This is a genomic window from Bacillus sp. NTK034 (assembly GCF_017303275.1).
Lineage (GTDB): Bacteria > Bacillota > Bacilli > Bacillales > Cytobacillaceae > Cytobacillus.
Map to the genome: position 1 here is coordinate 377,655 of NZ_JAFKOJ010000001.1, position 12,897 is coordinate 390,551.

10 protein-coding genes and 1 riboswitch are annotated in these 12,897 nt (G+C 40.7%); of the genes, 7 read left to right on the top strand and 3 right to left on the bottom strand.

Features of this window, described 5'->3' with window-relative positions; translation table 11 throughout:
* Nucleotides 1-19: 19 nt before the first annotated feature.
* A riboswitch (TPP riboswitch) is annotated at nt 20-128 on the bottom strand.
* Nucleotides 129-201: 73 nt separating this feature from the next.
* Complete coding sequence (locus JI665_RS01975; RefSeq protein ID WP_206835595.1) at nt 202-615, bottom strand: YkvA family protein; 414 nt, start codon at nt 613-615, stop codon at nt 202-204.
* 147 nt (nt 616-762) lie between these two features.
* Between JI665_RS01975 and JI665_RS01980 the strand changes: the two genes are divergently transcribed.
* The 5 genes from JI665_RS01980 to treC all read left to right on the top strand — a co-directional run bounded on the left by JI665_RS01980 (nt 763) and on the right by treC (nt 6,954).
* On the top strand, nt 763-1,488 hold the full coding sequence (locus JI665_RS01980) for an NAD-dependent deacylase (protein ID WP_206835597.1): 726 nt from the start codon (nt 763-765) through the stop codon (nt 1,486-1,488).
* 109 nt (nt 1,489-1,597) lie between these two features.
* The gene (gene tatA, locus JI665_RS01985) at nt 1,598-1,771 is read left to right on the top strand and encodes a twin-arginine translocase TatA/TatE family subunit (protein WP_113883262.1); all 174 of its coding nucleotides are present in this window, start codon (nt 1,598-1,600) and stop codon (nt 1,769-1,771) included.
* 285 nt (nt 1,772-2,056) lie between these two features.
* Nucleotides 2,057-3,463, top strand: a complete 1,407-nt coding sequence (gene treP / locus JI665_RS01990; protein WP_206835602.1) for a PTS system trehalose-specific EIIBC component — start codon at nt 2,057-2,059, stop codon at nt 3,461-3,463.
* 87 nt (nt 3,464-3,550) lie between these two features.
* Entirely contained in the window at nt 3,551-5,227 is a 1,677-nt protein-coding gene (locus JI665_RS01995) for a glycoside hydrolase family 13 protein (RefSeq protein ID WP_206835605.1), read from the top strand.
* Nucleotides 5,228-5,268: 41 nt separating this feature from the next.
* On the top strand, nt 5,269-6,954 hold the full coding sequence (treC, locus tag JI665_RS02000) for an alpha,alpha-phosphotrehalase (RefSeq protein ID WP_206835608.1): 1,686 nt from the start codon (nt 5,269-5,271) through the stop codon (nt 6,952-6,954).
* A 36-nt stretch (nt 6,955-6,990) separates the two neighbouring features.
* Here the strand turns inward: treC and JI665_RS02005 are convergent, their stop codons facing one another.
* Nucleotides 6,991-8,208 (bottom strand): NupC/NupG family nucleoside CNT transporter, encoded by a 1,218-nt coding sequence (locus JI665_RS02005; protein ID WP_206835610.1) that lies wholly within the window; start codon nt 8,206-8,208, stop codon nt 6,991-6,993.
* 191 nt (nt 8,209-8,399) lie between these two features.
* Nucleotides 8,400-9,275 carry a metal-dependent hydrolase gene (locus JI665_RS02010; protein WP_206835615.1) on the bottom strand — a complete coding sequence of 292 codons (876 nt, stop codon included), beginning with the start codon at nt 9,273-9,275 and terminating at the stop codon, nt 8,400-8,402.
* A gap of 190 nt (nt 9,276-9,465) precedes the next feature.
* On the opposite strand from JI665_RS02010, the gene JI665_RS02015 reads away from it, so the two are divergent.
* Both JI665_RS02015 and nhaC read left to right on the top strand, forming a co-directional pair.
* On the top strand, nt 9,466-11,043 hold the full coding sequence (locus JI665_RS02015) for a peptide chain release factor 3 (protein WP_206835617.1): 1,578 nt from the start codon (nt 9,466-9,468) through the stop codon (nt 11,041-11,043).
* 445 nt (nt 11,044-11,488) lie between these two features.
* Nucleotides 11,489-12,886, top strand: a complete 1,398-nt coding sequence (gene nhaC, locus JI665_RS02020) for a Na+/H+ antiporter NhaC (protein WP_206835620.1) — start codon at nt 11,489-11,491, stop codon at nt 12,884-12,886.
* Nucleotides 12,887-12,897: the final 11 nt, after the last annotated feature.

Sequence of the window (12,897 nt, forward strand, 5' to 3'; positions counted from 1 at the left end):
CGCATATAAAAACATTTAGTATGTTTAAGAATATGTTCCCTACGCTGGTATGAGCCAGATCAGGTTCAAAGGGTCAGCATCTTAATGATGAAGTCTCAACCGGCATACCGGTTCCCCTACATTTCCTGCTATTTAATTTTGACAGCATAAATACTTTCCATCATTATTATAGCAAATAATATCAAAATGGACAGAAAATAATTATTTCATCTCTATCGTCCTGCTTTCTTTCCAGATTTTGAATTTTTCAAGTTCACCTGTAATTTGGCTAACGGCAAAACCAAGTACTGCTGCATCATCTAAAATTCCCATTCCTATTAAAAAGTCAGGAACAAGGTCTATAGGGGAAACAAAGTATAGGACGGAAGCAATAATAAAGATAACCGATTTTCTTGAAATATGCCGGTAATCGCCTTTAGACCATGCCTTAACCAAATCGATCAGAAGCTGAAACTTTTCCCATATATCACTTAATGAAGATTTATTTTTATCTGCTTTAAGTGTAGCCTTTCTTAGCAGTACTTTTGTTTTTTCAGGGTCTTCCGCATAACGTTTGGCCCTGGCAGAAAATTTTTTATAGCCGTCCTTATAATCTTTCGTTTCTATTTCAGGCATAGCTATCACTCCTATATTTGATAATTCGCATAAACAGTTATAATCTAGTATTTACCGCATACCTGACATGACATAAACATTTCACCGGGAGAAATAAATGGAAATCAAATTTAACCTGTGACAAAACCTTATTGGGGGCTGATATCTATGCTTGAGAAATGGCTTCAGGAATCAAATTATACAGTAATATTAACTGGAGCAGGAATGTCGACGGAAAGCGGACTTCCTGATTTCAGGTCTGCCAATAATGGTTTATGGAATGGGAAAGATCCTGGAAAAATAGCCAGTACAGAAGCATTAAATGAAAATGTGAACGAGTTTATTGAATTTTATCGGCACAGGGTAATCGGGCTTAAGGAGTGCAATCCCCATAAAGGGCACTATATTCTAGCAGATTGGGAAAAGAGAGATATTATTAAGCGCATTATCACCCAGAATGTGGATGGATTTCATGGACTGGCGGGAAGTAAAAAAGTATCAGAGCTCCATGGGAATTTGCAGACACTCCATTGCCAGAAGTGTAAAAAAGAGTTCCCGAGCGAGGGGTATTTGCATGGACAATTCCAATGTAATTGCGGTGGTGTGCTCCGTCCTTCAGTAGTTCTGTTTGGGGAAATGCTTCCTGAGGAGGCTTTAGATTTCGCAGAGGATGAAACAGAAAAGGCAGAACTTTTTATTGTTCTGGGATCATCCTTGAATGTAACACCTGCAAATCAGTTTCCGCTGATTGCCAAACAAAACGGGGCAAAACTGGTGATAATTAATTTGGAACCTACGGACTTCGATATTTATGCTGATGAAGTGATCCATAACCGCAAAATTGGTGAAGTATTAGAAGATCTTGATAGAGTCTTTAATAGTGAAAAAACGTGAATTCATAAAAATAGCTGCCATGCTATGATTTTTTAAGTCAATCTACTATAATGGACAATGAACATGATTGCTACTGCCCATGCGATATGATATATAAGGAGTGTTCAGCATGTTATCAAACATCGGTATTCCAGGTTTAATTCTCATCCTGGTTCTGGCTCTTATTATTTTTGGTCCTAAAAAACTTCCTGAAATAGGGAGAGCATTTGGGGAGACCTTAAAAGAATTTAAGAAATCTACCCGTGAACTCACAAAAGATGATGACGATGATAAAAGGAAATAAGATTATTCAATAGGTTTAGAACCGGCTTTGCAGACAATTAAGTCTCGAAGCCGGTTTTTTTATTTTCTGACATCCAGAGAGATTGAATGGGTATATAAAAGAGAGAAAAGAAAAATTGGTTGACTAACATGTATATACAAGATAGAATGAAAGCGTAAACAGTTCATGTATATACAAGTCAGGTTCTGTTAATTGGATATATTTGTAAAGTTCGAGAACAATAAACAAAAACCTTATAACTGTTTTTTCTTTAATATGAAAACGGTAACAGGAGGAGAGCGAAGAATGGCTACAAATAAAGAGTCAGCAGAGCAAATTGTAGAAGCTATCGGGGGCAGGGATAATATTGCAGCGGCAACTCATTGTGTTACACGACTGCGTTTTGCGTTAAAAGACGAAGGAAAAGTCAATAAAGAAAAACTCGAAAATATAGATATTGTAAAAGGCTCATTTTCCACAAATGGACAATTCCAGGTTGTCATTGGACAAGGCCTGGTTGATAAAGTGTATAAAGAAATGACAGATGCGACAGGAATTGGCGAATCGTCTAAAGAAGAAACAAAAAGTGCTGCTGCTGAAAACTTAAATCCATTGCAGCGCGGAATTAAAACACTTGCAGATATTTTTATTCCAATCCTTCCGGCTATCGTTACAGCTGGTTTGCTGATGGGAATCAATAACATTATGACCGCACCGGATATTTTCTTCGATGGTAAATCGTTTGTTGAAGTTTATACAAACTGGGCCGATCTGGCGGGCATCATTAACCTGATTGCCAATACTGCTTTCGTATTCCTTCCCGGTTTGATTGGCTGGAGTGCCGTAAACAGGTTTGGAGGAAGTCCTCTTCTTGGTATTGTGCTAGGTTTGATGCTTGTGCACCCGGAACTTTTAAATGCATGGGGCTATGGTTCAGCTGAAGAAGTTCCGAAGTGGAATTTATTCGGTCTTGAAATTGAAAAGGTAGGTTACCAGGGGCAGGTATTGCCTGTATTATTTGCTTCATACGTATTGGCTAAGATAGAAGTATTTCTGCGAAAAAGAATTCCTGATGCTTTTCAGCTTCTGACTGTTGCGCCGATCGCTTTACTGATCACTGGTTTTCTTTCTTTTATTGCCATTGGACCGATTACATTCACGATTGGCAGCTGGATTACAAATGGAGTTGTCGGAATCTTTGATGCCGTTCCAGCCCTTGGAGGCTTGATTTACGGAGGATTATATGCCCCTCTCGTTATCACTGGTATGCATCATACTTTCCTTGCAGTTGATCTGCAGTTAATCGGCAGCATTGGCGGCACGTTTTTATGGCCGATGGTTGCACTGTCTAATATTGCACAGGGCTCCGCTGCTTTTGCCATGATGCTGTTAAGCAAAGGGAACGAAAAGCTGAAAGGGCTTGCGCTTACTTCGTCCGTATCAGCATGGCTTGGAGTCACCGAACCTGCTATGTTTGGGGTGAATCTTCGCTTTAAGTACCCGTTCTTTGCAGCGATTATTGGGTCAGCAATTGCAGGCATCTTCATCACTATTAATGGTGTTAAGGCACCGTCAATAGGTGTAGGAGGCTTGCCGGCATTCTTCTCCATCTTTGCGGAAAACTGGGGTGCTTTCTTTATCGGAATGGGTATTGCACTTGTTGTACCGTTTGTATTGACTTTAGCTTTCTCGAAATTAAAAAAAGCAGAATAGAAAGGTTGATGCCATGGGGTTTTATAATTCCGTGGTATCGCCATTTTATAAGGCTTGCACAAAAATGTAAATATCGGAGGTCACCATATGAAGAAGCAATGGTGGAAAGAAAGTGTAGTTTACCAAATTTACCCTCGGAGCTTCATGGATAGCAATGAAGATGGAATTGGAGATTTGCAGGGAATCATCTCCAGGCTGGATTATTTGAAAGAGCTTGGGGTTGATGTGGTTTGGCTTTCACCGGTTTATAAATCGCCAAATGATGATAATGGATATGATATCAGTGATTATCTGGATATTATGAGTGAGTTTGGAACAATGGAAGATTGGGAAGTACTTCTCGGAGAGATGCATAAGAGAGAGATTAAACTCATTATGGACCTGGTGGTAAACCATAGTTCAGACGAACATATCTGGTTTGCAGAGTCCAGGAAATCCAAAGACAATCCATACAGGGATTATTATATATGGCGCGAAGGAAGGAATGGAAAAGAGCCGAATAACTGGGGAAGCAATTTCGGAGGATCCGCCTGGGAGCTTGATGATAATACAGGAGAATATTATTTGCATCTGTTTTCAAAGAAACAGCCAGATTTAAATTGGGATAATCCGGAATTAAGAAATGAAATATACGACATGATGACTTGGTGGCTCGAAAAAGGAATTGATGGATTCAGAATGGATGTCGTCAACTTCATCTCCAAAGTGGAGGGACTTCCTGACGATGAACCTAAGCCTGGGAAGAAATATGCATCTGGAAGCAAGTATTATCGAAACGGCCCAAGAATTCATGAATACCTGCGGGAGATGAATGAAAAGGCCTTATCGAAGTATAATGTTATGACTGTTGGCGAAATGCCCGGTGTGACTCCTGAATGGGCCAGGCAATATACAGGGGAATCACGCAATGAGTTGAATATGGTCTTCCAATTTGAACATGTTAGCCTGGATAACGGGCCAAATGGCAAATGGGATCTTAAACCGCTTGATCTGTGTGACTTAAAAACAAATCTGACAAAATGGCAAAATGAGCTGGGTGAAGATGGCTGGAACAGTCTTTACTTTAATAATCATGACCAGCCGCGTTCTGTTTCAAGATTCGGCAGTGACGGAGAGTATCGGGAAAAGTCGGCTAAGATGCTCGCAACATTGCTTCATATGATGAAGGGAACTCCTTATGTTTATCAGGGAGAAGAAATTGGAATGACGAATGTCCGTTTCTCAAGCATTGAAGAATACAGAGATATAGAAACACTTAATTTTTATAAAGAATCTCTTAACGATGGGTGGACAGAGGAAAAGGCCCTCGAAAGCATCTATGCAAAAGGGCGTGACAACGCGCGGACACCGATGCAATGGGATTCATCAGAGCATGGGGGATTTACAGCTGGAACCCCATGGATAAAAGTAAACCCTAACTATAAAGACATTAATGTGGAAAAGGCAATGAAAGACCCTGAGTCTGTTTTTCATTACTATAAAAAGCTTATTGAACTTAGGAAGAAACATGAAATTATTGTTTACGGCAGGTATAATCTAATACTTGATCATCATCCTGAAGTGTACGCTTATACAAGAACAATGGGCAATCAGATTCTTCTGGTCTTGTGCAACTTCTATGGAGGAAACCCAGAAGTAGAACTCCCAGCATGCATCCAGGAAAAGAAATTTGAGGCGCTGATTGGGAATTATCAAGATATACAAATTAGCAGACCAACTAAGCTGCGCCCCTATGAAGCTCAGGTCCTTCTTTTTAACAGCTAAAGAACCTCAATTTATAAAAAACTAAAACAGGTGTGATTCTAATGAAACAACCATGGTGGAAAAATTCAGCAGTATATCAAATTTATCCGAAAAGCTTTAACGATACGACAGGAAATGGGGTTGGAGACATTCCTGGAATTATTGCCAAGCTTGATTATTTAAAAGAATTAGGTGTGGACGTCGTATGGCTGACGCCAATCTATAAATCTCCGCAGCGCGACAACGGATATGACATTAGTGACTATTTCAGCATTCACGAAGAATACGGAACTTTAGCTGACTTTGAAAAGCTTCTTGAAGAGGCTCATAGCCGGGAAATAAAAATCATTATGGATATAGTAGTAAACCATACCTCCACTGAACATCATTGGTTCCAGGAAGCAAAAAAATCAAAAGACAATCCATACCGCGATTTTTATATCTGGAAAGATCCTAAGGACGATGGAAGCGAACCGACAAACTGGGAATCTAAATTCGGAGGGAATGCATGGCAATATGATGAAGCAACCGGCCAATACTATCTCCATCTATTTGATGTCTCACAGGCGGATCTAAATTGGGAAAATGAAGAGCTTCGCCGAAAAGTGTATGACATGATGGAATTCTGGTTTGAAAAAGGTGTAGATGGCTTTAGACTTGATGTAATCAATCTGATTTCTAAAGACCAGCAGTTTCCCGATGACGACGGGTCTGTGCCTCCAGGCGACGGCAGAAAATTCTATACAGACGGACCTCGTGTGCACGAATTTTTGCATGAAATGAATGAAAATGTATTTTCAAAATACGATAGTATGACAGTTGGCGAAATGTCCTCCACATCCATTGATCATTGTATAAAGTATTCCAATCCTGAGAGGGAAGAGTTGAGCATGACTTTCAACTTTCATCATTTGAAAGTGGATTACCCTAATGGGGAGAAATGGGCACTCGCTGAATTTGATTTTGGAGCGTTAAAGCAGATTTTATCCAAGTGGCAGACTGAAATGCACAAAGGAAGGGGCTGGAATGCTTTATTCTGGTGTAATCACGATCAGCCCCGTGTTGTGTCAAGATATGGTGATGACCGAAAATATCATCGCGAATCTGCTAAGATGCTGGCGACAGTTATTCATATGATGCAAGGTACCCCTTATATTTATCAGGGTGAAGAGTTTGGCATGACAAACCCGGGCTTTGATAGCATTGAAGACTACAGAGATGTAGAATCATTGAACGTTTATAATATCCTTAAGGAAAAAGGAATGACTGAAGAAGAAATAATTAATATTCTTAAAAGCAAATCACGCGACAACTCCCGGACGCCAGTTCAATGGGATGGTTCTGCAAATGCAGGTTTCACAGATGGGACGCCTTGGATTAATATTGCATCAAATTACAGTGAAATAAATGCCGAAAGAGCATTGAAAGACGGGAATTCTATTTTTTATCATTATAAAAAGCTGATCCAGCTTCGCAAGCAGTATGATATTATCACTTATGGAGACTATGAACTGATTTCTGAGGATCATCCTGATGTGTTTGCTTATGTTCGAAATGGTGATAATGAAAAGCTTCTGGTTGTGAATAATTTCTATGGGAAAGAAACTTCATTTATCATTCCTGAACATATTCAAGCAGATGAATATAAAGAGGAGACCTTACTGTCCAATTACAATCATTCACCTTCGGCAGCACAGACCATTAACTTAAGGCCATATGAATCCGTTATCTACTATTTAAAGAAATAAAAATAAAATCCTCCCGCTGTTAACGGGAGGATTTTTTTAAAACAGCATTCCAGCTATGGCAGCACTTAACATAGATGCTAGGGCACCCGCTGCAACTGCCTTCAGTCCAAGCCGTGCAATGTCCTGTCTGCGGTTTGGTGCCAATCCCCCAAGTCCTCCAAGCAGAATGCCCAATGAAGAAATATTGGCAAATCCGCAAAGGGCGAAGCTGACGATTGCAACCGTTTTATCAGATAAATTTGGAATATCGGGTGCAAAAGCTGAATAAGCAACAAATTCATTCAAAATTAATTTCTGGCCAATATAATTTCCGGCCTGCACAGCTTCTGACCATGGAACGCCAATTGCAAATGCAAGCGGTGAGAAAACATAACCCAGAATGGTTTCGAGCGTTAATCCTTCGAGGCCAAATAATCCTCCAACCCATCCGAGAAGACCGTTAATCAAAGCAACCAGAGCAATAAAGGCAAGAAGCATGGCCCCGATATTCAAAGCCAGTTCCAGCCCGACACTTGCTCCTTTTGCGGCCGCATCAATGACATTGGCAGAATCGCTATCCACTTCCATATCAAATTCTTTAGGCTCTTCTTTATCCTCCGTTTCAGGAAGCATGACTTTGGCCAGTATCAAACCTGCGGGTGCAGCCATAAAGCTTGCGGCCAGGAGATATTCGAGAGGCACTCCCAAAAGGGAATATCCGATTAAAACAGATCCTGCCACAGAAGCAAGGCCGCCGGTCATAACAGCAAATAACTCAGATTTTGTCATATTGGCAATATAAGGCCGGACAACAAGAGGAGCCTCTGTTTGGCCCACGAAAATATTTGCTGCTGCCGACATGGACTCAGCTTTTCTGGTTCCGAGAAGCTTTGACAGCCCTCCGCCCAGGATCTTTATGAAAAACTGCATAATCCTTAAATAATAGAGAACAGAAATCAATGATGAAAAAAAGATTACCACAGGCAGAACCTGAAGTGCGAAAACGAAGGTGATTCCAGATTCATCTGTAAAAAGGCCGCCAAATAAAAAGTTTATTCCCTGATTAGCGTAATTGATGATATCGTTTACCTTCATTGTGAGCCATTCTAATCCTTTTCTGCCGCCTTCCCACTTTAAAACGAGAAAGGCGAAAATCAGCTGAATAGCAAGCCCTCCTGCAACAGTTCTTAAACTGATTGCCCTTCTATTGCTTGAGAGCAGGAAAGCGATTCCTAAAACGACAATGATACCGAATATTCCCCAAATAAAATTCATATTTACACCTCTTAACTATGTAATTTTCCCTTGTAGAATGCTTGAGGAAGGGTTCTGGCAGTACTCCTATTCCCTATTGAAACAGCCTATAAAAGCTCAATAGTTGTATTATGTGCAAAAGAAATAAATTAATGAAAAAATTCTATGCATGCAGCATGTATGGGGAAAATAGAAAAAGATGAGCAAGATGCTCATCTTTCCGTATTTTTCTCAATATATTCAAACAGAAAAGACTGACCGTTTCTGTAAAACCGGGGGTCATAGAGGCCAAGCCTTTCATCATCATCAACCAGGACGACAAATGGGGACCATTCATATAGGGTCCTAGCTTCAGGCCGCTGAGAAAACAATTTATCTAAATCGGCAGTTTCTCTTGATTGAAGCACATATTGGGTTTCCTCTTTCTTAAAAAGGTTATCATTAAAGATGGTTACTTCATCCTCTTTTTTGGCAATGACTGAAAAGGTCCATGGAATAAAGTCTGCCGACAGGGCAACTTGATCATATTGATCATTATACTGCTTATAAATAATAAATCCCTGTGTGCTTTGGATCATCACATGAAGAAACATAAAGGCCCATGCCATTTTAAAGTAATAAGGCGATTTTAGCTTGTTTCTTCTTGAAAAAATGTAAGCAATTCCCAGGGTGGTCCAAAACACTAAATCAACAATAGGAATCGTGCCAAATGTAATCCTCATATTTGAAAATGGCTCCAAATAACCCGTGCCCCAAGCATTAAATAAATCGCTTGTATTATGTATGAAAACTGCAAGCCATCCCAGCAGAAAAAGCTTCTTATCCTTTACTTTGAAGAGCAGGAAGGACAGGAGAAGAAACAGCAGGGCCCAGACCGGAGTGAGGAAAACTGAATGGGTAATGCCTCTGTGCCACATCTGGTAAAGTCCTTCTGTATCCCATAAGCGGGAGATTACATCAATATCCGGAATTTGGCTTGCCCCGACAGCAGTAAGCAAATACGCTCTCTTGGAATTTTTATCCATATTCCGTTTGTCGACTGCACCGAAAAGGCCCAATCCGAATAATGTATGAGTAATTGTGTCCATTATTAACCTCCTTTTTTATATTTAGTTTCACTATTATAAGCCTGAAAAAGTTTTATAAAAAGAAATATGCAATCTTAAAATGCGTTGCAAACTTTACTTTGGAGCGATAAAATTGAAGGTATTGCAATACTTAAGTGACACATTGATTGCTTTTTAACAAAATTTTCATACAAGTAAGTGAGGAACGAAAATGTCCAAAAATTTTAAAGAAGAAGTTTTATCCCGCCGCACCTTTGCAATCATTTCCCACCCGGATGCCGGTAAAACGACGCTGACTGAAAAACTCCTGTTATTCGGGGGTGCCATTCGTGACGCTGGTACAGTTAAAGGGAAGAAAACAGGCAAGTATGCGACAAGCGACTGGATGGAAATTGAAAAGCAGCGCGGAATTTCTGTTACCTCCAGTGTGATGCAGTTTGAATATGATGGTGCACGCGTTAATATTCTAGATACTCCTGGTCACCAGGATTTCAGTGAAGACACGTATCGTACGCTGACAGCCGTTGATAGTGCTGTTATGATCATTGACTCAGCGAAAGGCATCGAGGAGCAGACACTTAAATTATTCAAGGTCTGCCGCATGAGAGGAATTCCGATTTTTACTTTTATGAATAAGCTTGATCGCCAGGGGAAGGCACCGCTTGAGCTCCTTGCAGAATTAGAAGAGGTCATGGGAATTGAATCATATCCAATGAACTGGCCAATCGGGATGGGAAAAGAATTCCTCGGAATTTATGATCGGTTTAATAATCGAATTGAGCAATTCAGAGTAGAAGAAGAGGACCGCTTTATTTCCCTGAATGAGGAGGGCGAAATAGAGGGAAACCACTCTATTAAGGATACTGGGCTATATGATCAGACTCTTGAAGAAATTATGCTGTTAAATGAAGCGGGCAATGAGTTTTCAAGAGAGAGAATTGCAAAGGGTGAACTGACTCCTGTATTTTTTGGAAGCGCGCTGACCAACTTTGGCGTACAGACATTTCTCGAGTCATATCTTCAATTTGCACCGCCGCCGCAGCCTCGGAATTCTACAGCAGGGGAAATTGATCCGCTGTCAGAAGAATTTTCTGGCTTCATATTTAAAATCCAGGCAAATATGAATCCTGCTCATCGCGACCGGATAGCATTTTTGAGAATTTGTTCAGGCCAATTTGAACGTGGCATGGCTGTGAATATACCAAGAATCGGCAAGTCCATCAAGCTTGCTCAGTCCACACAATTCATGGCTGATGACAGAAGTACAGTCGATTCTGCAGTAAGCGGTGATATCATCGGAATTTATGACCCGGGAACCTACCAGATTGGCGATACGTTAACCGCTGGGAAAAATAATTTCCAATATGAACGTCTTCCTCAATTTACACCTGAGCTATTTGTAAAAGTAACTGCAAAAAATGTCATGAAGCAAAAACATTTTCATAAGGGCATCCAGCAGCTGGTGCAGGAAGGCGCCATTCAGCTGTTTAAAACAGTTAAAATGGAAGAATACCTTCTCGGAGCGGTGGGGCAGCTGCAATTTGAAGTTTTTGAACACCGAATGAAAAATGAATATAATACAGAAGTTTATATGGAAAGACAAGGCTCAAAAATTGCCCGCTGGGTAGAAGGCAATGAGGTCAACGAAAATCTTTCCAGTGGAAGAAGTCTCCTGGTTAAAGACCGTTACGACAAAAACGTTTTTCTATTTGAAAATGACTTTGCACTCCGATGGTTCCAGGAAAAAAATCCGGATGTAAAACTATATAATCCGATGGACTCAGAATAATCATGCGGCCTCTTTTAGGGGCCGTTTTTGCTGTTGGTCCCCGTAAATGACAGAGCCTCTCTTCTCTTGCCTTAATTCCTTTATATTCCTATGTCAATCCTATTGACATATTCATCAATAGATAATATAGTATTAACACACATGCTTTAGTGCTAAAAAGCGTTTAAGTTAAAAAGCGGGAAGTTCAATCTCGATTAAAATATAGACTTTGTCCGCAGAAGAAAGTAGAGCAGTTGCCGGCAGCAGATAGAAACTGGATGGGTGATGAAAATCCAGGCAGCAATTGGTCGAAATACAACTGCATCTCAACAGGACATTCTTTTTAAGCGGGTAAGCAGAAATGGCTTATCAATTAGGGTGGTACCGCGGAGCTCCTTCGTCCCTATAGGCGAGAGGGCTTTTTTGTTTGCTCCCGAACTCTGATATTTTTTAGGAGGAATACATTATGCATCAGGAACATGCAGCATTGAATTTGAAGCCGCTGGAGGCGCTTATTGTAACTTTAATAATCCTTGGCGGGATTAGCTATTCTATTATTTTCGCAGGGGCAGTGCCACATATTCCGGTTGTTTTCGCGATAATGGGGTTAATTGCTTATGGTTTAATAAAAAAAGTATCCATTACACAGCTGGAAAAAGGGCTGATTGAAGGTGCCCAGTCTGGATTAGGGGCGATTTTCATTTTCTTTTTAATCGGCATGCTGATAAGCAGCTGGATGGCAAGCGGAACCATTCCTACATTTATTTATCTGGCTCTGGAAGCTGTTAATGGAAAGTTCTTTTATGCCATTGTGTTTGTGGTAGCATCTGTGATTGGCATGAGCATTGGAAGCTCACTTACGACGGCTGCTACATTAGGAGTGGCCTTTATGGGAGTCAGCTCTGCTTTGGGTCTATCGGATGCGATTACTGCAGGTGCGGTTATATCCGGCGCATTTTTTGGAGATAAAATGTCTCCGTTGTCAGATACAACAAACCTGGCATCATCGACAGTTAAGGTGGATTTATTTGAGCATATTAAGACTATGGCATGGACAACGATTCCTTCGTTTATCATTTCTTTGGCAATCTTTGCTGTGCTGTCACCAGGCGAGGCAGCGTCTGATTTTTCAAAGATTGCCCAGCTGAAAACAACTCTGCTGGATGAGGGGCTGGTACATTGGTACTCCCTAATTCCATTTGTCATTTTGACTATTATGGCCATTAAAAGAGTATCAGCTATCATCACGCTGTCTGCCGGAATTTTATCGGCATTAATCTTAGCCATTTTTGTTCAAAACAGCTTCGCATTCGAAAGAATGATGTCATTGCTGTATTCGGGATATGCCTCAAAAAGTGGTTCAGAGGAAGTTGACGCACTATTATCAAGAGGCGGCATGGAAAGCATGATGTTTTCTATTTCTTTGGTATTGCTTGCACTTTCTATGGGTGGTTTATTCTTAAAGCTTGGCATTCTTCCAGCTTTGCTTGAAGGCATCAAAGGAGTATTGAATCGTGTGTCCGCTCTGGTGGCGGCAGCAGCAGGAACAGCAATCGGGATTAACTTCCTGCTTGGTGAACAGTATCTGTCGATTCTCTTAACTGGGAATGCTTTCACGGAACCTTTTGAAAAAGCCGGACTGCACCCGAAGAATCTTTCGAGGATTCTTGAGGATGCCGGCACCGTGGTAAATCCGTTAGTCCCGTGGAGTGTTTGCGGAGTTTTTCTAACAGGTGTACTGGGAGTGGAAACATCAGCTTACCTGCCGTTTGCTTTCTTCTGTATACTAAGTCCGGTTATTACTCTTATCTATGGATTCACTGGTATAAAAATCGAAAAAATTGAGAAAAAAGCAGCTGTGTAATGCTGCTTTTT